The 23,252-nt window shown below is 77.9% G+C and carries 19 protein-coding genes and 2 tRNA genes; 7 read left to right on the plus strand and 14 right to left on the minus strand.

From position 1 onward, the window contains the following. Positions 1-172: 172 nt before the first annotated feature. Positions 173-727, minus strand: coding sequence for an NUDIX hydrolase family protein (locus tag EJA20_RS11770; RefSeq protein WP_129338346.1), 555 nt, complete (start codon positions 725-727; stop codon positions 173-175). A 229-nt stretch (positions 728-956) separates the two neighbouring features. Between EJA20_RS11770 and trxA the strand changes: the two genes are divergently transcribed. Beyond that, positions 957-1,334, plus strand: coding sequence for a thioredoxin (gene trxA, locus EJA20_RS11775; protein WP_129338347.1), 378 nt, complete (start codon positions 957-959; stop codon positions 1,332-1,334). Positions 1,335-1,507: 173 nt separating this feature from the next. On the opposite strand, the gene EJA20_RS11780 is transcribed toward trxA, so the two are convergent. From EJA20_RS11780 to EJA20_RS19860, 8 genes are read right to left on the minus strand one after another with little or no spacing between them, the layout of a single operon-like run. Further along, complete coding sequence (locus tag EJA20_RS11780) at positions 1,508-2,569, minus strand: glycosyltransferase family 9 protein (RefSeq protein WP_129338348.1); 1,062 nt, start codon at positions 2,567-2,569, stop codon at positions 1,508-1,510. Next, positions 2,566-3,294, minus strand: a complete 729-nt coding sequence (locus EJA20_RS11785) for an SDR family oxidoreductase (RefSeq protein WP_129338349.1) — start codon at positions 3,292-3,294, stop codon at positions 2,566-2,568. Before EJA20_RS11785 ends, EJA20_RS11780 begins: the two co-directional genes overlap by 4 nt. Continuing rightward, complete coding sequence (locus tag EJA20_RS11790; RefSeq protein ID WP_129338350.1) at positions 3,291-4,796, minus strand: PfkB family carbohydrate kinase; 1,506 nt, start codon at positions 4,794-4,796, stop codon at positions 3,291-3,293. The genes EJA20_RS11785 and EJA20_RS11790 overlap by 4 nt, the downstream gene beginning before the upstream one ends. After that, positions 4,793-5,440 (minus strand): D-sedoheptulose-7-phosphate isomerase, encoded by a 648-nt coding sequence (locus EJA20_RS11795; RefSeq protein ID WP_129338351.1) that lies wholly within the window; start codon positions 5,438-5,440, stop codon positions 4,793-4,795. Before EJA20_RS11795 ends, EJA20_RS11790 begins: the two co-directional genes overlap by 4 nt. After that, positions 5,437-6,714, minus strand: coding sequence for a glycosyltransferase (locus tag EJA20_RS11800; RefSeq protein WP_129338352.1), 1,278 nt, complete (start codon positions 6,712-6,714; stop codon positions 5,437-5,439). The genes EJA20_RS11795 and EJA20_RS11800 overlap by 4 nt, the downstream gene beginning before the upstream one ends. Further along, the gene (locus EJA20_RS11805) at positions 6,711-7,673 is read right to left on the minus strand and encodes a glycosyltransferase family 4 protein (RefSeq protein WP_129338353.1); all 963 of its coding nucleotides are present in this window, start codon (positions 7,671-7,673) and stop codon (positions 6,711-6,713) included. Before EJA20_RS11805 ends, EJA20_RS11800 begins: the two co-directional genes overlap by 4 nt. Continuing rightward, entirely contained in the window at positions 7,670-8,743 is a 1,074-nt protein-coding gene (locus EJA20_RS11810) for a glycosyltransferase family 9 protein (RefSeq protein ID WP_129338354.1), read from the minus strand. Before EJA20_RS11810 ends, EJA20_RS11805 begins: the two co-directional genes overlap by 4 nt. Further along, positions 8,740-9,921 (minus strand): D-glycero-alpha-D-manno-heptose-1,7-bisphosphate 7-phosphatase, encoded by a 1,182-nt coding sequence (locus EJA20_RS19860; protein WP_338068821.1) that lies wholly within the window; start codon positions 9,919-9,921, stop codon positions 8,740-8,742. The genes EJA20_RS11810 and EJA20_RS19860 overlap by 4 nt, the downstream gene beginning before the upstream one ends. Before the next feature lie 268 nt (positions 9,922-10,189). Between EJA20_RS19860 and EJA20_RS11820 the strand changes: the two genes are divergently transcribed. Further along, positions 10,190-11,713 (plus strand): aldehyde dehydrogenase family protein, encoded by a 1,524-nt coding sequence (locus tag EJA20_RS11820; protein WP_129338355.1) that lies wholly within the window; start codon positions 10,190-10,192, stop codon positions 11,711-11,713. Between the two features lie 35 nt (positions 11,714-11,748). Here EJA20_RS11820 and EJA20_RS11825 read toward each other — a convergent pair. After that, positions 11,749-11,831, minus strand: a tRNA-Leu gene (locus EJA20_RS11825). Between the two features lie 70 nt (positions 11,832-11,901). After that, positions 11,902-12,369, minus strand: a complete 468-nt coding sequence (gene bcp / locus EJA20_RS11830) for a thioredoxin-dependent thiol peroxidase (RefSeq protein WP_129338356.1) — start codon at positions 12,367-12,369, stop codon at positions 11,902-11,904. Positions 12,370-12,528: 159 nt separating this feature from the next. On the opposite strand from bcp, the gene EJA20_RS11835 reads away from it, so the two are divergent. From EJA20_RS11835 to EJA20_RS11845, 3 genes are all read left to right on the plus strand, one after another. Beyond that, positions 12,529-12,825, plus strand: a complete 297-nt coding sequence (locus tag EJA20_RS11835) for a GroES family chaperonin (protein WP_129338372.1) — start codon at positions 12,529-12,531, stop codon at positions 12,823-12,825. A gap of 118 nt (positions 12,826-12,943) precedes the next feature. Then, a tRNA-Lys gene (locus EJA20_RS11840) sits at positions 12,944-13,016 on the plus strand. Between the two features lie 173 nt (positions 13,017-13,189). Next, complete coding sequence (locus EJA20_RS11845; protein WP_129338357.1) at positions 13,190-18,331, plus strand: Kelch repeat-containing protein; 5,142 nt, start codon at positions 13,190-13,192, stop codon at positions 18,329-18,331. A gap of 21 nt (positions 18,332-18,352) precedes the next feature. On the opposite strand, the gene EJA20_RS11850 is transcribed toward EJA20_RS11845, so the two are convergent. Together EJA20_RS11850 and EJA20_RS11855 are read right to left on the minus strand one after the other, a co-directional pair. Continuing rightward, positions 18,353-19,072, minus strand: a complete 720-nt coding sequence (locus tag EJA20_RS11850) for an SDR family oxidoreductase (RefSeq protein ID WP_276319540.1) — start codon at positions 19,070-19,072, stop codon at positions 18,353-18,355. Continuing rightward, entirely contained in the window at positions 19,069-19,875 is an 807-nt protein-coding gene (locus EJA20_RS11855; protein ID WP_129338358.1) for an SDR family NAD(P)-dependent oxidoreductase, read from the minus strand. The genes EJA20_RS11850 and EJA20_RS11855 overlap by 4 nt, the downstream gene beginning before the upstream one ends. A 123-nt stretch (positions 19,876-19,998) precedes the next feature. Here EJA20_RS11855 and EJA20_RS11860 point away from each other — a divergent pair, with 123 nt between their 5' ends. Both EJA20_RS11860 and EJA20_RS11865 read left to right on the plus strand, forming a co-directional pair. Then, positions 19,999-20,478, plus strand: a complete 480-nt coding sequence (locus tag EJA20_RS11860; protein WP_129338359.1) for an NUDIX hydrolase — start codon at positions 19,999-20,001, stop codon at positions 20,476-20,478. 78 nt (positions 20,479-20,556) lie between these two features. Further along, positions 20,557-22,104 carry a dihydrolipoyl dehydrogenase family protein gene (locus tag EJA20_RS11865; protein ID WP_129338360.1) on the plus strand — a complete coding sequence of 516 codons (1,548 nt, stop codon included), beginning with the start codon at positions 20,557-20,559 and terminating at the stop codon, positions 22,102-22,104. 107 nt (positions 22,105-22,211) lie between these two features. Here EJA20_RS11865 and EJA20_RS11870 read toward each other — a convergent pair whose 3' ends face one another. Beyond that, positions 22,212-23,216: a glycine betaine ABC transporter substrate-binding protein gene (locus tag EJA20_RS11870; protein WP_129338361.1), complete on the minus strand. Its 1,005-nt coding sequence runs from the start codon at positions 23,214-23,216 to the stop codon at positions 22,212-22,214. Positions 23,217-23,252: the final 36 nt, after the last annotated feature.

Genomic DNA, 23,252 nt, shown 5'->3' on the forward strand with positions numbered 1-23,252 from the left:
CAGAGGGTCGCGAGGGGAAGCCCGGCGGGACGGGCCCTGGGTGGGGGAGAGGGCCGTCAGGGGAAGCCCCGGCGGGGGACGGGCCGTGGAGGGGAAGAGGGCTGTCAGCGGAGGCTCGGCGAGCCGGGTCCGTGGTGCGCCGGAGCGGACGACGGCGTGCTGCCCCTCGTCGTCAGGGCATGCGGCCGACGTGCGCCATCGCCTGGCGCAGGAGGAGGCCCTGGCCGCCGTGCATCTCCATCTGGACGTCCTCGGCGCAGGCCTCCTCGGGCGTCACCCACGCGAGGTCGATGGCGTCCTGCTGCGGACGGCAGTCGCCCAGCACCGGCACGACGTACGCCAGCGACACCGCGTGCTGCCGGGCGTCGTGGTACGGCGTCACCCCGTGCGTCGGCAGGTACTCCGCGACCGTGAACGGCTGCGGCGCCGCGGGGATCTGCGGCAGCGCCATCGGGCCGAGGTCCTTCTCGATGTGGCGGACCAGCGCGTCCCGCACCCGCTCGTGGTACATCACCCGGCCGGACACCAGCGCCCGGGAGATGACCCCGTTGGAGGTCACCCGCAGCAGGAGGCCCACCGCCACGACGTCCCCGCTGTCGTCGACCCGCACCGGCACCGCGTCGACGTAGACGATCGGCATGCGTGACCGCGCCTCCGCGATCTGCTGCGGGCTGAGCCACCCGGCCGGGCGCTCGGGGTCACGGGGGAAGTCGGCGGTCTCGGTCACCGGGACAGTCTGCCGTGCCCACCGCCGTGCCCGGGCAGCCGGCCGTGCCGTGTCCCGTGCCGCGTCCGTCACCCACCGGCTGCGGTTCCCCGGCCCCGAGGGACCGCAGGGGCTCGTCGGTCCGGGCCGCCGCGCGCGCGTGCCGTGCTGCCGCGGGGCAGCATGGGGGAATACCCGGGGCGCCGGCGGTGCTGAGGTGCTCGGCAACCGACGACGGAGGAGAACCGCTGTGGCCACTGTGAACCTGACCGGTCAGACCCTCGAGAGCACGATCAAGGACAACGACATCGTCCTCGTCGACTTCTGGGCCGCCTGGTGCGGTCCGTGCCGCCAGTTCGGCCCGATCTTCGAGAAGTCGTCCGACGAGCACTCGGACATCGTCCACGCCAAGGTCGACACCGACGCCGAGCAGCAGCTCGCCGCCGAGCTCCAGATCACGTCGATCCCGACGCTCATGGCCTTCCGCGAGGGCGTCCTCGTCTACAACCGCCCGGGCGCGCTGCCGAAGCCCGCGCTGGAGCAGGTCGTCGAGGCCGTCCGCGCGCTCGACATGGACGAGGTCCGCAAGACGATCGAGGGTCGCGAGACCGCCGACGCCAACGCCTGACGCACACCCGCCGGGGGTCCGCCCCTGAGCACCGACGCCCGCGTCCCCCTGGGGGCGCGGGCGTCGTCGTGCCGGGCGCAGCCCTCGCGTCGCGGTGGAGCCGCCGTCGGGCGGGCGGATCCCGTGCCGGGCACGGCCCCTCCGCGTGCGGGCAGCGGCGCCCCGCCCGTCGCTCAGCCGGCCACGGCACCGCTCGGCACCGCCGCCGGAGCCCGGGCGAGCAGGTCGTCCGCCGCGACGAGCACCTCCTCCACCGTGACCGCGGCGAGAGCGGGGTGGAGGGTGTCGGCCGTGCCGTCGCCGCCCTGCCCGGGCACGCCGTGCCAGAGCACCGCGTGCCGCTCGACGTCGACGAGGGGCCGCCACAGGTCTGGCGGCACCGGCCCGAACAGGAGCACCGACGGCGTGCCGACGGCCGTCGCCACGTGCGCCACGCCGGTGTCGCCGCAGACGAGCAGCCGCGCCCCGGCGATGCGCCGGACGAGCGCACCGAGGTCGAGCCGCCCGCACAGGTCCACCAGCCCGGCCGCACCGTCGTCGGCCGGGCTGCCGGTGCCACCGACGGACCGGCGGCCGCCCGCGCCGGCACCCTCGGCCCGGCTCCGCCCCAGCGCGGCCCGCGCCCCGCCGACGACCGCCGCGCACAGGGGCGCCTCGTCGGGCGAGCCCGTGACGGCCACCCGCAGCCCCCGCGCCACCAGAGCCGCCGCCACCGCCGCGAACCGCTCCGCCGGCCAGCGCCGGGCGCCGTGGGCGGCACCGGGGTGCAGCACGACCTCGCCGACCGTGCCCGGCGGCACCTCGGCCGCCGGGCGAACCGGCAGGCGCAGGTCCTCCGGGCCGCAGGGGCCACCGGCCCACCGCAGCAGCCGGCACCACCGCTCGACGTCGTGCTCGTCGACGTCGAAGACGGGTCCCTCGTCGAAGCCCTCGCAGGCGAACCCTACGAGCTGCGCGGGACGCGTCGCCGCCAGCAGCCGGTGGCTCTGCGGCCCCCGCCCGTGCAGGTTCACCGCCACGTGGCCCGAGCCGCGCCAGTCCAGGGGCTCGAGCTCCCCGGCGACGAGCACCTCGTCGACGACCCCGAGGTCCCTCAGCAGCGCGCCCGTGGCGGCCGGGCCGGCGAGCCACACCCGCCGGTCCGGCCAGGCCCGCCGCACGCCCCGGAGCGCGGCGACGCCGGTGAGGGCGTCGCCGAGCCCCAGGGCCCGCAGGACGAGCACGTCGCCGGTCACGGCCAGGAGCTCTCCCCGGACGCCATGACGAGCATCTCGCGGATCTCGGAGCCGACGGGCTGGCGCAGCGCCGTCACGACGGCACCGGCCGTGGCCCGCGGGTCGTTGAGGTCGGCGTCCGGCCCCGGCTTGTACTGCTCCGTGCGGCCGTCGAAGAACGCCGTCGCCATGCCGCCCGGGATGAGCAGCGTGACGCCGACCTTCCCGCGCAGCTCCGCGGCCAGGGCGTGCGAGAAGCCGCGGACGCCGAACTTCGAGGCGGAGTAGGCCGTCGCGTCGCTCATGCCCCGCAGGGACAGCGTGGAGCCGACCGTCACGACGGTGCCGCGCACCTTCTCCAGGTACGGCACCACCGCGCGGACCACGGACACCGTGCCGAAGAGGTTGACCCGGACGACCCGCTCCCAGACGTCCGGGTGGATGTCGACGAGGGTGCCGCACGCGTCGGTGCCGGCCGCGGTGACGATCGCGCAGGGCTCGCCCGCGATCGCGACGAGGCGCTCGACGGCCTCGGCGATGACGGGCGCGGGCTCGGCGAGGTCCACCTCGACGAAGGCGACGTCCTGCTTCGGCGGGACGCGGTCGAGGACCGCGGGCGTGCCGCCGGCGGCGAGCACGGCGTCGACGACCGCCGCGCCGAGGCCGCTGGCCCCGCCCGTGATGAAGACCGTGCCGACCTCGCGCGGGGCGAGGACGGCGCTGCTGGTGTCGACCTGTGCGGTCACACGACCTCCTGGGTGCTCATCGCCCGGGACCGTCCCGAGCGCTCGATGATGGACGTGGTGGACCGGCCGTCGAGGTACGGCAGCAGGACGACCCGCCCGCCGTGCTCCCGGACGGTGCCGGCCTCGGGCAGCGGGGCGCCGCCGTAGTCGCCGCCCTTGGCCCACACGTCGGGGCGCAGCCGCTCCAGGGCGGCGCGCGGGTCGTCCTCGTCGAAGACGACCACGGCGTCGACGCAGTCCAGCGCCTCGAGGACACGGGCCCGGTCGGCGGCGGGGACCACCGGCCGGGTCGGGCCCTTGAGGCGGCTGACGCTCGCGTCGGAGTTCATGAGGACGACGAGGGCGTCCCCGAGCCGGCGGGCCGCCTGCAGCGTCGCGACGTGCCCGGCGTGGACGATGTCGAAGCAGCCGCCCGTCGCGACGAGGCGCCGGTCGCCCCGGCGCAGCCGCGCCGCGACGGCCTCGAGGGCGGCGGGCGAGGCCGGCGTGCCCTGGGCGTCGGCCGCCGGTGCAGGGGTGTCCGGGCCGTCCGGTGGGGCCGCCGCCCCCGGTCCGCCGCCCGTGCCGTCCGTCGCCCCCTCCGCCGCGCGCTCCTGCCGGTACGCCTCGGCGCCGCCGGCCGCGACCCACGCCCCCGCGTCCGCGACGGCGCGCCCGACGGCCTCCGTCACCGTGGCGCCCGTGGCCAGCGCGACCGCGGCCGAGGCGGCGAAGCGGTCGCCCGCGCCGCAGGGGTCGCCCCCGGCCACGCGCACGGCGGGCACGTACTGCACCTCGGCGCCCCCGCCGGCGACGAAGGCCCCGTCCGCGCCGGCCGTCACGGCGACGGCCCGCACGTCCCAGGCCTCGCGCAGGGCCGCCGCGACGAGGTCCGGCGCACCGCCGGCCGGCGTCCCGGCCCCCGCCGCCGCCACCCCCGCGCGGGCCTCCGACAGGTTCGGCGTCACCAGCAGCGTGCCCGGCACGGGCGTGCCCCCGCGCGGGTGCGGGTCCCACACGACCCGGCCGCGGCGGGCGTGCTCCGCCAGCAGCGCGCGCAGGCCGGGGTCGTGCGTCGTGCCCGCGCCGTAGCAGGACACGAGGACGACGTCGGCCGCGGCCAGCGCGTCCCGGACGGCGTCGAGGGGGACGTCCGTCGGCGTGCCGGGGCCCCCGTCGTCGACCCGCACGAGGGACTGCCCGCCGCTGCGCACGCGCACCTTCCGCCGTGTCCCGCCGGCGTGCCCCAGGGGCAGCACCGTGAGGGAGCGCCCGAGGTCGGCCCGCAGGCCGGCCCCGGCGGCGTCGTCGGCCAGCGGGGCCACGAGGGTCACCCGGGCGCCGGACCCCGCCACGAGGAGCGCCGTCAGGCCGGCACCCCCGGGGCTCTCGCGGACGCCCGTGACGTCGAGGACCGGGGCCGGCGCGTCGGGGCACAGCCGCTCGACCGTGCCGTCCACGTCCCGGTCGAGGACCACGTCCCCGACGACGACGACGTGCGGCCGGGCACCGGGGCCGCTCATGCCGGCACCTCCAGCGCCGCGGGCACCACGCCGGCGGCGGGCGGGCGAGCGGCCGGCACCGCGTGCGGCACCCGGGCCGCCAGGTGCTCGTCCACGCCCGCGCACAGGGCGTGGATCGCGACGAGGTGGACCGCCTGGACGGCGGCCGTCGACGGCGCCTCCACGCACAGCGCCTCGTCGGACAGCGCCGCGAGCGGGTTGGGGCCGGCGCCGGTGAGCGACCACACCCGCACCCCGACGGACCGCGCCCGCTCGGCCGCGGCGAGGACGTTGGGGCTCGTCCCGGAGGTGGACAGCAGCACCAGGACGTCGCCGGGACGTCCGTGCGCCTCGACCTGCCGGGCGAACATCTCGTCGGCGCCGTAGTCGTTGACGATCGCGGTGAGGCTCGAGGTCTCCGACGACAGGCACACCGCCGAGAGGGGGAGCCGGTCGGCGAGGAAGCGCCCGACGAGCTCGGAGGTCAGGTGCTGCGCCTCCGCCGCGCTGCCGCCGTTGCCCGCGGCGAGCAGCCGCCCGCCGCCCAGCAGCGCGTCGGTGAGCGTGCGCGCCCACCGCTCCACGGTGCCCGCGTCCCGCCGCAGCGACCGCAGGCCGGCGCGCAGCTCCTCGTCGTGCGTGTCGATCCAGCTCTGCGCGCTCATACCGCCGCCACCTCCGTCAGCCGTGCCGGGACCGGCCGGGCGAGGCCTCCGCCCGTGAGGGACCTGTAGTGCGACGCCGTCTGCGCCGCGACGCGGGACCAGGAGTACCGCGCCACCGCGCGCCGCCGGGCCGCGCGGCCCATCGCGCGGCGGCGCGGCTCGTCGTCGAGCAGGTCGACGAGGGCGTCCGCCAGCGCCCCCGCGTCCCGCGGCGGGACCAGGGCGCCCGTGACGCCCGGGGCGACGGAGTCGAGCAGCCCGCCCACGGCGCTGCCGACGAGCGGCACCCCGCACGCGGCCGCCTCCAGGGGCACGATCCCGAAGGGCTCGTACCAGGGGGTCGCCACGACGAGGTCGGACGAGCCGATGACGGCCGTGAGGTCGTCGTGGGCGACCTGGCCGACGAGGTGGACGCGATCGGCAACGCCGAGCGAGGCGGCGAGGTCGCGCAGGCGCCGGGCCTCCGGGTCCGCGCCGAGCGCCGCCGCGACGGGGCCGCCGGCGACGAGGAGCTCCGTGTCGGCGAGCGACGTGCCCGGGCGCGCGGCCAGGGCCCGCACGACCGTGTCCACCCCCTTGCGCTCCACGAGCCGCCCGACGACGAGCAGCCGGTGCCGGCGCTCCCGCACGGGCACCCCGGGCGGGACGGCGCCGAGCCGGGCCGCCGGCAGGGGGCGGAAGTGCTCCACGTCGACGCCGCAGGGCACGACGCGGACCCGCTCGGCCGGGACGCCGAGGCGCACGAGCTCGTCGACCTCGTCGGAGCAGGTCGCCACGACGAGGTCGGCCCGCCGCCCGACCGCCAGCTCCGCCGCCACGCGGCCCTCCGGGCTCGTGTCCTTGGTCCCCTGGTGCCGGCGCTTCACGCTCCCGAGCGCGTGGTACGTGTGGACGAGAGGGACGGCCGCGGCGTCCGCGGCCCGGGCCGCGGCCAGGCCCGACATCCAGAAGTGGGAGTGGACGACGTCGGGGGCGCCGTGCGCCTCCCAGTCGCGCAGGAGGGCGTCACCGAGGGCCCCGACGTGCGGGAGCAGGTCGTCCTTGGGCACGTGCCGGGCGGGGCCGGCGGCCAGGTGCACGACCTCGACGCCCGGTGCCAGCGGCACCCGCTCCGGCAGGTCCGCCGCGTCCCGTCGGGTGTGCACGCGCACGGCGTGCCCGGCGCGGGCCAGCCCGACCGCCAGCGACGCCACGTGGACGTTCTGCCCGCCGGCGTCGACCCCGCCGAGCACGGCCAGGGGGCTGGCGTGCTCCGAGACCAGGTCGACCCTCATCCGACGACCTCCCGCAGCACGTCCTGCCAGTCGGCGAGGAAGCGGTCGAGGCCGTACCGGGCGAGCGCGTGCTCGCGGGCGGCCAGGCCGCGCTCGCGGGCCTCGGCGGGGTCGGCCATCCACCGCCGCCCCGCCGCGACGAGGGCGCCCGGGTCGGCGCTCACGACGCCGGCGACCGGCGGCACCGCCGCGGGCGCCTCCGTCGTCGCCAGCGCGAGCACCGGCATCCCGACGGTCATCGCCTCGAGCAGCGACAGGCCCAGGCTCGTCCAGCGGTAGGGGTGCAGGTAGGCCCGCGCCCCGCCCATCGCGACGTGCATGTCCGACTGCCGCACGTTCTCGTGCAGGTGGTCCTCGTGCCGCGGCAGGTGCTCGGCGAGCGCGTCCATGCCCATGCCGTACACCTCGACGGGCAGCTCCTCCGCGACCCGCACGACCACGTCCGTCCCGGCCACGCGCCAGCGCCGCACGGGCTCGTTGACGACGACCGCCACGCGCTCGCGCTCGCCCGTGTACGTGGGGCCCGGGTCGACGATGCCGTGGTCGACCACCCGGACCGGCGCGGCGCCGCTGTCCCACATGAGGGCGTTGAACGCCGTCACGTGGACGACGGGCACGTCGGACCGGTCGGCGAGGTGGTGCCGGGTGGCGGCGGCCGGCCCGGCCGGGGTGTTGTGCTCCACGTAGACCGCCGGCACGTCGACCCCCGCGCGCAGGCCCGTCCAGCGCTCCAGCAGCTCGACCTCGTGCGGCCGCTGGAGGACGACGACGTCGAACGCCTCGTCGCGCAGGCCCTCGCCCGCCGGCACCTCGCGGACGGAGGCCGGCCAGTCCCAGCTCGTCGCCCGGCCCATGCCGTCACGGCTGCGCCCCTCGTCGCGGGGGACGAGGTACTCGTCGGGCCCCTGGACGAACGACGTCATCCAGGACCCGTGCACGTGCCAGGCGAGCACCTTCATGCGGTGGCCTCCTCGGAGGGCGGAGCCGGGGGGGCCGCCAGGGGCTGGACGGCGAGGGAGAGGGCGTCGACGGCGGCCACGACCTGACCGGGGGTCACGCCGGTGAGGCAGGGGTGGCCCGGGACGGGGCAGTCGCGGGCCCGGGTGCCGGCGCACGCGGCCGCGGCGTCCCCGAGGACGACGTGCGGCACGCCGTAGGGCGCCCAGCGGTCGGCCGGGACGACGGGCGAGAAGAGGGAGACGACGGGTGTCCCGACGGCGGCGGCCAGGTGCGCCGGCCCGGTGTTGCCGACGACGACCGCGTCCGCGCGGGCCAGGACGGCGGCGAGCCCGGCCAGCGAGGTCCGCCCGGCGAGGTCGACGGCGCCCGGGACGCCCGCCGCGACGGTCCGCGCGAGCGCGCGCTCGGCGGGTCCGCCCGTGACGACGACCGTGCGGCCCTCCTCGGCGAGGGCGAGGGCCAGGGTGCGGGCGTGCTCGGGCGACGGGGCCCGCGCCGGGACGGACGCGCCCGGGTGGAGGACCACGAAGCCCTCGGCGGGCAGCTCCGCGGCGACGTCCTCGGGCACCGGACCGGGGTCGCGGACCGCGAGGCGGCCGTCGTCGCCGTCGGGGAGCCGGCCGCCCGCGGCGCGGGCGAGGTCGAGCGCCGCCTCGGCCTCGTGCAGCCCCTCGGGGCGGGCGTGGCGCACGTCGAGCAGCGAGCCGGGGTAGTCCACGCTCGTGGCGGCGACGAACGGCACGCCGGCCAGGCGCAGCAGCAGCGCCATGGGCAGGGGGCTCTGGTGGAAGGACGTGAGGACGACCGCACGGTCGTAGCCCACGGCGGCCAGCTCCGCGACGAGGGCCAGGACGGCCGGGACGTCCACGGGCGGCGGCGCGTAGCCGCTCCACGGGGCGTCGAAGACCCGCACACGGTCCACGCCGGGCAGGAGCTCGCCGGCGGCCCGCCCCGCCGGCGAGGCCAGCAGGTCCAGGCCGTCGGCCGTGTGCCGCAGCGCCCGCAGCGCGGGGCCCGTCAGCAGCACGTCGCCGTCGCTGTCGAGGCGGACGGCCAGGACGCGCGTCACCCCGCGGCCCGCAGGGGCGGCAGCGCCTCGGGCACGAGGTGGGCGGCGGCGGCGCGCAGGTCCGCGGCGACCACCGGCGCGAGGGCGACCTCGCGGCCCCGCGTGACGACGGTCGGGACGAGCACCCCCTGCGCCCCGGCGGCGACGGCCGCGCCGACGTCGGCCCCGATGTCGCCGACGACCGCGCACTCCCACGGCGCCACGCCCAGCGCGGCCGCGGCCCGCAGCACGAGGCCGGGCCCGGGCTTGCGGCAGGCGCAGCCCGCGCCGGTCCCGTGGGGGCACACCTGGACCGTGTCGAAGGGCCCCAGCTCGGCCGAGACCCGGGCGTTGACCGCGTGCACCTGGTCGAGCGTCAGCAGGCCGCGCGCCACCCCCGACTGGTTCGACACGATCCCGAGGAGCACCCCCGCGTCGCGCAGCGCGTCGAGCACCTCCCGGGCGCCGTCGACGACCCGCACCTGGTCCGGGTCCCCGTTGTAGGGCACGTCGTGCACGAGGGTGCCGTCGCGGTCGAAGAGCACGGCCCGCACGGCGGGGCGCCAGCCGGTGCCGGTGGCCAGGCGCGCGTCGAGGTCGGCGGCGAGCGGGTCGAGCCGGCCGTGGAGCAGCTCGTCGACCGTGCGCGGCACCGCCCCGCGCGGTCCCGCGGGGTCGGGGTGCCGCTCGTCGTAGCCGTCGACGGCCAGCGCGGCGGCCCGCGGCACCACCCGCGCCGAGCCGGCGGGGCGCACGACGGCCGCGCCGGGGTCGGCGACGGCCGCCGCGAGGGTCGTGACGAGGGCGTCGGTGGCGCCCGTCGTCAGGGCGCCGTCGCCGAGCTCGACGACCCACGTCGTGGTGGCGGACCGCAGGCCCGCGTTGCGCGCCGCGGCCTCGCCCCGGCCGCCCGTGCGGATGGTCGTGACCGGGACGTCGGCGGCGGCGCCCGGCAGGACGAGGTCCTCCGGGGCGAGGGGCGGCGGGTCCGCCGGCGGCCCGTCGACGGGGGCGGGGTCGGCGCCGACCGGCCGGTCGTCGACGACGACCAGCGCGTGCGGCAGGGGGAGCGCCGGACGGGCCGCGACGAGGGCCGCGGCCACCGCCCGCAGGCGCAGCGGCACGGTCTCGGCGCGCTCGTCGGCGCGGACGACGAGGACCGCGGACCAGGAGGAGGGACCGGGGACGGGGCGGGTCACCGGTGCCGCTGCCCGGCGTCGCAGGGGCGGTCGGCGGACGTGGGCGCGGACGTGGGCGCGGACGTGGGCGCGGGCCTGGTCGCGTGCATCGGTGGCCGACCTCCTCGACGTGGGACAGAGTGCGTGCGGGATCCCCGCCCTGGCCAGGGCGGCCCCGCTCGGCGTCACTGTGGCAGCACTTCACCCGCTGGCGCACCTCGAAGTGCCCGCCGTCCGCCCCATGCCTCAGCCCGCCCGACGGCGGGAGACCCGTACGAACGGAGCACCCATGACCCTCGCGCCCGACAGCACCGCGACCCACGCCGCGCCCTCGCCGGACGTCCCCGACGACGGGACCGGCGTGCGCACGGACGGGCTGCCGCGGCTCGCCGAGCACCGCGTCGGCGGCACCGTCCGGCCCGCGGCCGGGACCCGCACGCTGGTCCGCCGCTCGCCGCTGGACGGCACCCCGACCGAGGTCGTCGTCCCCGCGACAGCGCAAGAGGTGGCCGCGGCGGTCGCCGCGGCGCACGAGGCGCGCCGCGCCTGGCGGCGGACCGCACCGGGGGAGCGGGCGGCGGCGCTGCGGCAGGCGGCCGCCGCCGTCCGGGCGTCGGCCGACGAGCTCGGCGCGGCCCTCACCGCCGCCACCGGCCGGCTGCTCGGGTCGTCGGTGGAGTCGGCGCTCGTCGCCGCGGAGCTGCTCGACGAGGCGGCCACCACCGGGCTCGGCCCCACGGGGCGCACCCTCGCCGGCGCGGCGGGGGCCGTCGACGTGGTGCGCCGCGAGCCGCACGGCGTCGTGGCGATCATCACACCGTGGAACGACCCGTACCCCGCCGCCGCGGGGCTGCTCGCCGCAGCCCTCGTGACGGGGAACACGGTCGTCCACAAGCCCTCCGAGCGCAGCGCCCGGCCCGGGTGGGAGCTGGCGCGGCGCATCGCCGACCACCTGCCGGCCGGGGTGCTCGAGGTGGTGAACGGGGACGGCGAGACCGGGGCCGCGCTCGTCGCCGACCCCCGGGTGGCCCTCGTCGCCCAGGTCGGCAGCAGCGCCACGGGGCGCGCCATCGCGACGGCCGCCGGTGCGCGCGGCGCCCGCGTCCTGCTCGAGAACGGCGGCAAGGACCCGCTCGTCGTCGACACCGGGGTCGACCCGGCGTGGGCCGCGCAGCAGATCGCGATCGGCGCCTTCACCAACACGGGGCAGCTGTGCACGTCCGTCGAGCGCGTCTACCTGCACGAGGACGTCGCGGACGCCGTGCTGGCCGAGCTCGTCGCGCTCGCGGAGGCGATGCCCGTCGGCGACCCGACGGACCCGGCCACGCGCCTGGGGCCCCTCGTCGACGAGGCGCAGGCCGAGGTCGTCGCCGCGCACGTCGCGGAGGCCGTCGGCGCCGGGGCGCGGTGCCTCACGGGCGGGGCGCGCGACGGGCGCCCGGGGTCCTTCTACCCGCCGACCGTGCTCGACGGGTGCACCGCCGACATGGCGGTGATGACGGAGGAGACCTTCGGCCCCGTCGCGGCCGTCACGCGCGTGCCGGACTTCGCGACCGCCCTGCGGCTCGCGGACGCCGGGCGCTACGGCCTGGCCGCCACGGTCCTCACCCCGCGCCTGGACCACGCCCTGCAGGCGGCGGAGGACCTCGAGGTCGGCACGGTGAAGATCAACGCCGTGTTCGGGGGCGCCCCCGGCGGCTCCGCGGACCCCCGGCGCGACAGCGGCGCCGGCGCCGGGTACGGCCCGGACCTGCTCGCCGCCATGACGGTCCTCAAGGCGGTCCACCTCGAGGCGGCGCCCCCGGCGCGCTGAGGCGTCCGGGGCACGGGTCGTGCCGGGAGGGGTCGTGCGGGAGACGGGAGTCGAACCCGCACGCCCTCTCGGGCACCAGGACCTAAACCTGGCGTGGCTGCCGTTTCACCACTCCCGCGGCACCGCCCGCGCGCCGGCCCCCGGGGTCGGCGCGCGAGCGGGATCCTCGCACGCGGCGGGGGGACCCGTCAGGCGACCGCCAGGTCCCGCCGCAGCTTCGCGACGTGGCCGGTGGCCTTGACGTTGTACTGCGCGAGCGTGACGACGCCGTCCGCGTCGAGGACGACGGTCGAGCGGATGACGCCCGTGACCTTCTTGCCGTAGAGCGTCCGCTCGCCCCAGGCGCCCCACGCCTCGAGGACGGCGTGGTCGGCGTCGGACACCAGCGGGAAGGTCAGCCCCTCGTCGGCCGCGAAGCGCGCGAGCTTCTCGACGGGGTCGGGGGAGACGCCCACCACGGCGTAGCCGGCACCGGCCAGCGACGCCAGGGAGTCGCGGAAGTCGCAGGCCTGGGTGGTGCAGCCCGGCGTCCCGGCGGCCGGGTAGAAGTACACGATCACCGGCTCCCCGCGCAGCGCCGACAGGGTCAGGCTGCCGCCGTCGGCGGTCGGGAGCGTGAAGTCGGGGGCGGTCTCGCCGACGGTGAGGCGGGGCACGGGAGGTCCTCTCGACGGGGTCGGCCGGCGCCGGGCGGCCGGGCCGGGACCAGCCTAGGTCGCGGGCGGCGGTACGTTCGGGCCGTGCCCCTCGACGCCTCCGTCCCGGTGACCGCGCACGGCCCGACGCCGTCCGGCGGTGGCGGCCTGCCCCTCCGGATGCTCCACGACCGGGTGCTCGTGCGCCGCGACGGCGACGGCGACGAGCGCCGCTCCACGGCCGGCATCGTCATCCCGGCGACGGCCACCGTCGGCAAGCGGCTGGCGTGGGCCCGCGTGGTGGCCGTCGGCCAGCACGTGCGGCAGGTCGCCGTCGACGACCGGGTGCTCTTCGACCCGGAGGAGCGTGCGGAGGTCGAGCTCGAGGGCACGACCTACCTGCTGCTCCGCGAGAAGGACGTGCACGCCGTGGCGGCGCCGCGCGTGGCGGGGGAGGGCACGGGCCTCTACCTCTGACGCAGGTCGTGGCGTCGTTCCGGTCCGGCGGCCGGGGCGGCCGGCGACGGGCGCGACAGGGAGGCCGCGGGCGACGATTTCGCGACCACGGCGGCGCGGTGCTAGTCTCCTTCATCGCGCGCCATTAGCTCAATGGGCAGAGCAGCTGACTCTTAATCAGCGGGTTCGGGGTTCGAGTCCCTGATGGCGCACGAGACGAGAGGCCGGCGGTCCACGGACCGCCGGCCTCTCGCGTGCACCGGGGAGTTCACCCGGTCGTCGCCGCGAATTCGGACATTTCACCCATCCGGGTGGCTCGCCCGCGGCTAGCGTCCGAGACAGGGCCGACGACGGCGTCGGTACCAGCGGACCGGACGGTGCTGCCATGTCCCTGCGGATGTCCACGCGACCTCGCGCGCTCCTCGTCGCCACCCTCGCGCTCCTCCTCCTCGCGCCCCCCTCGGCCGCGGCCCCGCCGGACCCGGGGCCGACGAGCCCGCCCCCGACCGCCGCGGCCACGGCGGGCGTGCCGACCGACGTGATCCCCGACACGCCCGCGAGCGCGCCCGCCGACGAGCCCGCCGACGCGCCCGCCGACGTCTCCGTCGCGGCCGTCCCGGCGGCTCCGCCCCGGCTCGAGGGCGCAGGGGGCGACCGGGGCGTCGGTCTGCTGTGGGACCCGTCCCCGTCTACCGGCGTGGCGGGCTACCACGTGTTCCGCAGCACGACCCTGCCCGTCGCCACGACGGGGACGCCGCTGACCGCCGCCCCGCAGACGGCGCGCACGTTCCTCGACACGGGCCGCACGAACGGCACCGTGTACCACTACGCGGTCGTCGCCGTGGACGCGGCCGGGGCCCGCAGCGCCCCCTCGCCGATGGTCAGCGTGCGGCCGGCGGCGCCGCCGGTGCCCACCGGTGCGACCCTCACCTGGGCCCAGCGCGCCTCCGCCGCCATCGGCCGGCGCGAGGCCAGCGGGGCGGCCCTGGGCGGGCGGCTCTACGTGTTCGGCGGCCAGTACACGGGCAACACCCAGACGCTGCGGTCGGACCGCTACGACCCGGCCACCGACGCGTGGACACGCCTCCGCGACCTGCCCGAGCTCCTCACGCACGCGCCCGTCGTCGCCGACGGCACCACCCTGTGGATCCTCGGCGGCTACGTCGGGCTCGACCGCAAGGACTCCTCGCCGCGGGTGTGGAAGTACGACACGGTGACCGACACCTACAGCGCGGGGCCGTCCCTGCCCGCTCCCCGCGGCGGCGGTGGCGCGGTCCTCGTCGGGCGCACGCTGCACTACTTCACGGGCGCGGTGCGCCGGGACTCCACGGGCGGCCCGACGACCGACCACCCCGAGCACTGGACCCTCGCGGTCGACGGCGGGACGACGTGGCAGCCCGCGGCGCCCGTGCCCAACCCCCGCAACCACGTCGGCACGGCGCTGCTGGGCGGGACGGTCTACCTCGTCGGCGGCCAGCACGGCGAGGCGGAGGGGCACACGCCCCAGACGCAGGTGGACGCGTACGACGTCGCGACGGGCACCTGGCGGCGCGTGGCGGACCTGCCGGTGCCCCGCGGGCACATCAGCGCGTCGACGTTCGTCTGGAACGGCAAGCTCCTCGTGCTCGGCGGCAGCGTGCTCGGCGCCGCCGCGTCGCGCACGATCTTCGAGTACGACCCGGCGACGAACGCCTGGACGACGCGCACCGACCTCCCCGAGGCCCTGCGCAGCCCGGTGGCGGACCTCATCGACGGCCGGGTGGTCGTCAACGGCGGCCGCACCGCGACGGAGACCTCGCCCCGCACCTGGGTCGGTTCCGTGGCCGGCGGCACGGACACCACGCCGCCCGGCGCCCCCACCGGCGTCACCGCCGCCCTGTCCGGCGGCTCGGTCGTCGTGCGCTGGACCGCCCGGACGGAGACCGACCTGGCGGGCTACGCGGTCCACCGGGCGACCTCGACCCCCGTGCCGACCACGGGCACGCCGCTGTCCGGCGCGACCCCCCTGACGGGCACGTCCTTCACCGACGCGGCGCCCCCGGCCGGGACGACCGTGCACTACGTCGTGACGGCGCGGGACCGTGCCGGGAACACCGGCGCGCCCTCGACGACGGTCTCCGTCGCCGTCCCGGGCACCACCGGCACCGGGACGTGGGCCCCCGCGACCGCCCTGCCCGTCGCCCTCCTCGACGGCGGCGGCGCGGCGATCGGGACGACGCTGTACGTCGTCGGCGGCAAGACGTCCGCGGCCTACGTCAGCACCCTGCGGGTCCTCGACACCGCCACGGGCGGGTGGACGACCGGGGCGCCCCTGCCGGGCGCGGCCGTGGAGAACCCCGCGGTCGCGACCGACGGGCGGTACCTCTACGTCGCCGGCGGGTCCACCGCCGCCTTCTCCGGGGCGGTGCGCACCGTCCACCGCTACGACCCCGCCGCGAACACCTGGACGCGGCTGGCCGACCTCGCGACGGCGCGCGGCGGGGCTGCGGCCGTCGTGCGGGACGGGGTGCTGTGGGTCCTCGGGGGCATGGACGGCTCCGGCGCCTCCCTGGCGACGACGGAACGGCTGACGCTGACGGGCGGCACCTGGACCGCGGGCCCGGCCCTGGCGACCGCCCGGGACAACGCGGCCGCCGCGGCGACGACCGCCGGGATCCTCGTCGTCGGCGGGCGCACCCGCCTGGCCTCGGGGACGGAGGTGGCCGGCAACCTGGCCGGCACGGAGCTGCTCGCCCCCGGCGCGACGACCTGGCGCAGCGCGGCCCCCGTGCCGACGGGGCGCCGGTCGGCCGCCGTCGGGGTGCTGGGCGGGGAGGTCGTCGTCGCCGGCGGCGAGCGCCGGGCGGACGGCACCGTGTGGCCGCAGACGGAGGCGTGGAACCCGGCCACCGGCACGTGGCGGACGCTCACGGCGATGCGCACGCCCCGGCACGGCGCGGCGGCGGCGGTCGTCGGCGGGCGTCTGCACGTGGTCGGCGGCGGCACGACCGGCGGGCGCTCCTTCAGCACGGTCCACGAGGTCCTCACGCCGGGCACCGCGCCCAGGGACACCACGCCCCCGGGGGCCCCGACGGGCGTCACCGCGACGGCCTCGGCCGAGCCGGCGGTCACCGTCGGGTGGGCCGCACGCACCGAGACGGACCTGGCGGGGTACCGGGTCCACCGCTCGACGACGACCCCGGTCCCGACGAGCGGCACCCCCGCCTCGGGCACGGCGCTGCTGACGGGCACGACCTTCACCGACCGCGCCGTGACGGCCGGGGCGACCCTGCACTACGTCGTCGTCGCCGTGGACCGCTCGGGCAACGTCGGCCCCGCGTCGGCGGTGGTGACGGCCACCGTGCCGCCCACCTCGTCGCCTGGATTCTCCGTGTCCGTGCGGTTCGCGGACGCGACCGCCCCCGCGCCCCCCGGTCACGTGCGCGACTGGGGCCAGGCCTACGGCGCCCGGACCGGCACCGGCCAGGGCTCCGGCCTCGTCTACGGCTGGGTGCGGGTGGGCACGACGACCCCGCTCGACCTGACGCGCAACGGCCGGCTGCGGACGGGCACGCCGACGACGGACCCCCGCCTGACGGGCGTCGTGCACATGGACTGGCAGGCCTCGATGGGCACGACGGGCACCGCGGTGCCGGGCTCGTGGGAGGTCGCGGTGCCGAACGGCCTCTACGTCGTGAGCGCGACCGTCGGCGACGCGGCGGGCTACACCAACAGCACCCACACGCTGGGCGTCGAGGACCAGAACGCCGTGGCCCGGGCCGTGCCCACGTCGACGACCCGGTTCTTCGCCGCGACCCGCACGGTGCGCGTCTCGGACGGGCGGCTGACGCTCTCGCCCGCCGGCGGCACGAACACGAAGCTCGTCGTCGTCGACGTCGACCCGGTGCCCACGACGCCGGCCCGGCCGCGGATCGCGTCCGTGGACCCGCGCAACGGCGCGACCGGCGTGCTCCGTGACCGCAGCATCACCGCGGGGCTCGACCTCACCGGCGGGGGGATCGACCGCGCGTCCCTGTCGCAGGCGACCGCCCGCCTCACCTCCGTGCCGGACGGCGCGACCGTGCCCGTCAACGTCACGACGAGCGGCGGCGGCGACGTCGTCGTCCTCACCCCCGACGTCGTGCTCGTCGCGGGCCGGACGTACCGCTTCGACGTCACCTCAGGGCTCCGCGACGTGGCGGGCAACGCCTTCCACCCCTGGTCGAGCGTCTTCACCGCGGGCACCGCGCTCGGCGGCACCGGGCTCGAGGGCGTCGCCTTCGACAAGCGGGCCACGCCGGCCACGGGGCAGGACTTCACGAGCACCGTGCTCGGGCCGGACGGGAAGCTCTACGCCGGCACCCTGCAGGGCTACCTCTTCCGCTACCCCGTGGCGGCCGACGGAACCCTCGGGACCGGGGAGCGGATCGACACCGTGCGGACGCACGCCGGCGGGGCGCGGACGATCATCGGGCTCGCCTTCGACCCGGCCGCCACCGCCGACCACCTCGTGCTGTGGGTGACGGAGAACCGGCAGTACATCGGGGTCGCGGACGTGCCGGACTGGACCGGGAGGATCCTTCGCCTGTCGGGGCCGGCGCTGGCCACCGCGCAGGCCGTCGTCGTCGGGCTGCCGCGCTCCGCGCGCGACCACGAGACGAACTCCCTGGCCTTCCACGCCGGCGCGCTGTACCTCACCCAGGGCAGCAACACCGCCATGGGGGCGCCGGACGTCGCGTGGGAGCTGCGCCCCGAGCGCGTCCTCACCGCCGCGGTGCTCCGGCTGGACCCCGCCCGGCTGCCTGCGACGCTGCCCCTCGACGTGCGCACGCCCGACGGCGGCGGCACCTACGACCCGTCCGCGCCCGGCGCCGCGCTCACCCTGCACGCCACGGGGGTCCGCAACGCGTACGACCTCGTCTGGCACAGCAACGGCCGCCTGTACGTGCCGACGAACGGCTCCGGCCTCGGCGGCGCGTTCCCGGCGACCCCCGCGACGCTGCCCCCCGCGTGCAGCCGCCGCATCGACGGCGCCTGGACGGGCCCGCGGGCGCCGGGCGTCGCCGACAACCCCGTCGACGAGACGGACTGGGTCTTCCGCGTGTCCGCCGGCGGCTACTACGGCCACCCCAACCCCGCCCGCTGCGAGTGGGTCTTCAACGGCGGCAACCCGACGACGGGCCCCGACCCCTTCGAGGCGAGCGTCTACCCCGTCGGCGTCCAGCCCGACCGCAACTACCGGCTGCCCGAGGTGTACGACGCCGGCATGCACGCCTCCGCCGACGGGGTCGTGGAGTACCTGGGGAACGCCTTCGGCGGGGCCCTGCGCGGGCGCCTCGTCGTGGCGCGGTACTCGGCGAGCCAGGACCTCATGGTGCTCGACCCGTCGGGCACCGACGGCCGGATCGTGTCGCGCGCACTCGGGGTGGCGGGATTCACCGGGTTCGACCACCCGCTCGACCTGGCCCAGCACGTGCCCTCGGGCTCGCTGTACGTCACGGAGCTGGGCGGCCGGCGGATCACGCAGCTCGTGCCGCGGGCCGGGTGACCCGGTCGCGCAGGGGACCGCTCAGGCCTGCGAGACGGGGCTGATCACCAGCTCGTCGACACGCACCCAGGGCGGGGAGTCGAGCACGAAGCGCACGGCGCGCCCCACGTCGTCGGGCCGGAGCATCACGGCGCGGGCCGCGTCCCCGGGGACCTGCGGGCGGAAGGCGAGGAACTCGGTGTCCACGTCCCCGGGGCACAGGTGGCAGGCCCGCACGCCGTGCGCGGCCTCCTGGGCGTTGAGGCTCGCGCACAGCGCGCGCAGCGCGGTCTTGCTCGCGCTGTACGCGACGCCGGCGCCGGGGGAGAACCGCCACGCGGCGTAGGAGGAGACCACGACGACCTGCCCGCCGGCGGCCCGCAGGTCGGGCAGGGCCGCGTCGACCGCCAGCGCCACCGCCGTCAGGTTCGTGTCGACGACCGCCTGGACCTCGCGCATCGACTGGTCCGCCCAGGCGCGGCGCGGCGTGTTGAGGCCGGCCGAGAGGACCAGGTCGTCGACCCGCCCCCACGCCGCCGCGATCGCGCCGCGCGCCTCCGCCAGCGCGTCGCCGTCGCGGGCGTCGAGCGGCAGGACCAGCGCCTCGCCGCCGGCGCGCCTGACGAGGGCGGCGGTCTCCTGGAGCCGGTCCGGCCGCCGCCCGCTGAGCGCCACCCGCCGCCCGGGCGCCGCGGCCACCGCCGCCGCACGGCCCATGCCGCTGCCGGCCCCCGTGACCCACAGCGCGCGCGGGGCCGTCACCGCCGGCCCGCCAGCTCGTAGGCCCGCTGCGGGAGCTGGGTGGCGAGCTTGCCGCCGCTGACGTCGACGAGGGTGCCCGTGATGTAGCGCGAGGCGTCGCTGGCGAGGAAGCACAGCAGGTCGCACACCTCCTGGGCGTCGCCCCAGCGGCGCAGGGTCAGGGTGTCCAGCAGCCGGTCCTGCGTGGCCTGGTCCTTCTCGAGGAACCCGTTGAGCTCGCTCGGGATCATCCCCGGGGCGTACGCGTTCGCGGTGATGCCCCACGGCCCCAGCTCGCCCGCGAGGACCCGGGTGAGCTGCACGACGGCCGCCTTCGAGGCGGCGTAGACGGCGCTGCCGACGCTGGGGACGATCGCGGCGAAGGAGGCGGCGTTGAGGATGCGGCCGCCGCCCTGGCGCTTCATCGCGGGGATGACCGCCCGGCAGGTGCGGAACGTGCCCGTGACGTTGACGTCGAGCACCGCCGTCCAGGTCGCCGCGTCGACCTCCTCGACGAGCCCCTCGCCGAGGATGCCGGCGTTGTTGACGAGCACGTCGACCCGGCCGAAGCGCTCCAGCGCGGCGGCCACGGCGGCGGCCACCGAGGCGTCCGACCGCACGTCGCAGGCGAGGGCGAGCGCCTCCCCGCGCGCCGCGCCGGTCGCCCCCTCGACCGGGTCCTCGACCCACGCCACGGCCGCCGCGTCGACGTCCGTCGCGACGACGTGCGCGCGTTCGGCCAGGAAGGTCTCGGCGATCGCCCGGCCGATGCCGCGCCCGGCGCCGGTGACGAGGACGACCCTGTCCGCGAGGTTGAGCTCCATGCGCGCCCACTGTGCCACCCCGGCGGCCACCCCGGCGGTCGGGCCGGAGGTCGGGCCGGAGGTCGGGCCGGAGGTCGGGCCGGAGGTCGGGCCGGGGGGCGGCCCGCCTCCTAGGATCGCCGCGTGCCGATCCCCGACTTCATCGTCGACCTGCGCCGCCGCGTCGGCCACGACCTGCTGTGGCTGTCCGGCGTCACCGCCGTCGTGCGGCGCGAGCACGAGGGGCGCACCCAGGTGCTCCTCGTCCGCCGCGCCGACGACGGCCGCTGGACGCCGGTCACCGGCATCATCGACCCGGGGGAGCAGCCCGCGGCCGCGGCGGAGCGCGAGGTGCTCGAGGAGGCCGACGTCGTGGCCGTGGCGGAGCGGCTCACGCGCGTGCACACGCTGCCGCCGATGACCTACGACAACGGCGACCGGGCGCAGTACCTCGACCTCACGTTCGCGCTGCGGTGGGTGTCGGGGGAGCCGCACCCCGCCGACGGGGAGAACAGCGCGGCCGGGTGGTTCGACCTCGAGGACCTGCCCCCGCTGGACGACGAGATGACGGCGCGCCTGGCCGCGGGCCTGGCAGCGGGGCCCGCCGCGACCTTCGAGCGGTAGCGCCGCCCGTCGCGCACGCCCCAGGATGGCCCCGGCGTGAGGGGCGGACGGGCCGTCGTGGCGCCGAGGGGACCACACATGACCGAGCAGGGGTCGCAGGCCGGCACGCAGGAGTTCGACGTCGTCGTCGTCGGGGCCGGGGCCGTCGGGGAGAACGCCGCCGACCGGGCGAGCCGGACCGGCCTGTCCGTCGCGCTCGTCGAGCACGAGCTCGTGGGCGGCGAGTGCTCCTACTGGGCCTGCATGCCGTCGAAGGCGCTGCTGCGGCCGAACGCCGCGCTCGCGGCCGCGCGGGCCGTGCCGGGGGCGGGGGCGGCGGTGAGCGGCGGGCTCGACGTGCCGGCCGTCCTGGCCTGGCGCGACGACGTGGCGTCCCACTGGCAGGACGACGGCCAGGCGGAGTGGGTGGAGGGCGCGGGCCTCACGCTGCTGCGCGGGCACGCCCGCCTCACCGGGCCGCGCGAGCTGTCGCTGTCGGGCGCGGACGGGACGACGACGGTCCGGGCACGCCACGCGGTGATCCTGGCGACGGGGTCCGTGCCCGTCCTGCCGCCGGTCGACGGGCTCGCCGACGTGGAGCCGTGGACGAGCCGGGAGGCCACGTCGTCCTCGGAGGTGCCGGGGCGGCTGGCCGTCGTCGGCGGCGGGGTCGTCGCCACGGAGATGGCGACCGCCTACCGCTCGTTCGGCAGCGCGGTCACGCTCGTCGTGCGCGGGGAGCGGCTGCTCGCGAACGCCGAGCCCTTCGCCGGCGAGCAGGTGGGGGACGCGCTCACGGAGGCCGGCGTCGAGGTGCTGCTGGGGGCGGAGACGGTGGCGGCCCGCCGCGGCGACGAGGGCACGGAGCTGGAGGTCCGCACCGCGGACGGGGTGCGCACGCTCGTCGTGGACCGCGTCCTCGTCGCGACGGGCCGGAAGCCCGCGACCGCCGACCTGGGGCTCGAGGCCGTCGGCCTGGAGCCCGGCGCCGGGCTCGAGGTGGACGACGCCCTGCAGGTCACCGGCGTGGCCGGCGGCTGGCTGTTCGCCTGCGGCGACGTGACGGGTCGTACCGCCACGACGCACCAGGGCAAGTACGACGCCCGCGTCGTCGGGGACGTCGTCGCCGCGCGCTTCGCCCCCTCGGGGGAGGGAGCCGGGGACGGCAGCTCCGCCGACGCGGCGACGGACGCGAACGCCGACGAGGAGGCCCCCCTCGCCCCGCCGCCCACCGCCGCCGCCGAGGCGGGGGCCGGCGCGTGGAGCCGCTACCGCGCCACGGCCGACCTGCGCGCGGTGCCGCAGGTCGTCTTCACGCACCCCGAGGTCGCCTGGGTCGGCCCGACGCAGGCCGAGCTCGAGCGCGACGGCGTGCCCGTCCGGGCGCTGCGCTACGACCTCGCGAACATCGCGGGCGCCAGCGTGCACGCGCGGGGCTACCAGGGCACGGGGCAGCTCCTCGTCGACACCGCCCGCGGCGTGGTCGTCGGGGCGACGTTCGTCGGGCCCGACGCCGGCGAGATGCTCCACGCGGCGACGATCGCCGTGGTGGGCGAGGTGCCGCTGGAGCGCCTGTGGCACGCCGTGCCGTCCTACCCGACGGTGAGCGAGGTCTGGCTCCGCTTCCTGGAGTCCGCCGGCTTCTGACGGTCCCGGCAGGGACCCGCACCGACCCGTGACGACGAGGGGCCCGGGCCGCCGCCGCAGCGTTGGCCCGGGCCCCTCGTCGTGACCGGCACGTCGACCGGGTGGGATCAGCTCGTGGCGAGCGAGCCGTCGCTGGACAGGACGAGCCCGAGGGCCGCCTCGCCGTCGCGGACGGCCGCGCCGATGAGCCCGAAGTCGTAGGAGCGGAACTCCGTGAACGTCAGGCCGTAGGTCTCCTCCAGGCCGACCTGGCAGAAGGGCCGCTCGGGGCACTCGGCCGGGCCGGCGAGGGTGAGGCCGCCGGCGCAGGCCTCGGCGAGGTCGGACAGCGTCGTGACGCCGTACTCCTCGGCGAAGGCGGTGGTGACCGCGAAGGCGTTCTGGTCCTGGGCGGCCGAGGCGGCGCCGACCGCCAGCTGCGACTGCTCGGCCAGCGGCGCGAGCGCGGCGACCGTGGCGTCGACGTCGCCCGAGGCCACGGACTCCGCCTCCGCGCCGTTGATGCGCGCGTTGAGGAAGTCGGCCAGGGTCGCCGCGTACTCCGGCACGACCGTGAGCGTGCCGTCCTGCAGCGCGGGCAGGTACGTCTCGCGGTTGCCGACGGTGCGGACCTCGACGGTGAACCCGCCGGACCGCAGGACGGCGGCGTAGATCTCCGCGAGCGTGGCGCTCTCGGAGAAGTTCGCCGCACCGACGACGAGGTTCCCGGTGCCCGTGCTGCCGTCGGCGGCCAGGCCCTCGGCCTCGACGAACTGCCCCGCCACGTCCGAGGACGTCTGGCGGTCGATGTCCACCGACTTGTTCAGCCCGATGAGCGTCTCGGTGTCGAGCGCGGCGGACACGGTGTCCAGCAGCTCGACGATGCCCGGGTTCGCGGCGACGGCCGCGGCGTTGAACGCGGGGATGATGTTGTCGGCGTTCTGCAGCTCCTGGTCGTCCTCGAGGACGACGAGCTGCTCGCCCGCGACGGGCTCGCAGGCCGTCTCGCCGGCGGCGCCCGTGGCGGCCGGCGCCTCGGTCTCGCCGCCGCCGGACCCCGGGTCGCCGCAGCCGGCGAGGAGGAGGCCGGTCGCGGCGGCGAGGGCGACGACGAGAGTGGGGGGACGGCGCACAGGCTGCTCCTCGTTCAGGGCCGCACCTTCTGCACG

The organism is Cellulomonas endophytica (assembly GCF_004123805.1).
GTDB lineage: Bacteria > Actinomycetota > Actinomycetes > Actinomycetales > Cellulomonadaceae > Cellulomonas > Cellulomonas endophytica.

Excerpts from the sequence above, each read along its gene's own strand:
- EJA20_RS11790 (WP_129338350.1), bottom strand. The coding sequence starts at position 4,796 with ATGAGCGGCCCCGGTGCCCGGCCGCACGTCGTCGTCGTCGGGGACGTG.
- EJA20_RS11795 (WP_129338351.1), bottom strand. The coding sequence starts at position 5,440 with ATGAGCGCGCAGAGCTGGATCGACACGCACGACGAGGAGCTGCGCGCC.
- EJA20_RS11800 (WP_129338352.1), bottom strand. The coding sequence starts at position 6,714 with ATGAGGGTCGACCTGGTCTCGGAGCACGCCAGCCCCCTGGCCGTGCTC.
- EJA20_RS11805 (WP_129338353.1), bottom strand. The coding sequence starts at position 7,673 with ATGAAGGTGCTCGCCTGGCACGTGCACGGGTCCTGGATGACGTCGTTC.
- EJA20_RS11820 (WP_129338355.1), top strand. The coding sequence starts at position 10,190 with ATGACCCTCGCGCCCGACAGCACCGCGACCCACGCCGCGCCCTCGCCG.
- EJA20_RS11835 (WP_129338372.1), top strand. The coding sequence starts at position 12,529 with ATGCTCCACGACCGGGTGCTCGTGCGCCGCGACGGCGACGGCGACGAG.
- EJA20_RS11845 (WP_129338357.1), top strand. The coding sequence starts at position 13,190 with ATGTCCCTGCGGATGTCCACGCGACCTCGCGCGCTCCTCGTCGCCACC.
- EJA20_RS11855 (WP_129338358.1), bottom strand. The coding sequence starts at position 19,875 with ATGGAGCTCAACCTCGCGGACAGGGTCGTCCTCGTCACCGGCGCCGGG.
- EJA20_RS11865 (WP_129338360.1), top strand. The coding sequence starts at position 20,557 with ATGACCGAGCAGGGGTCGCAGGCCGGCACGCAGGAGTTCGACGTCGTC.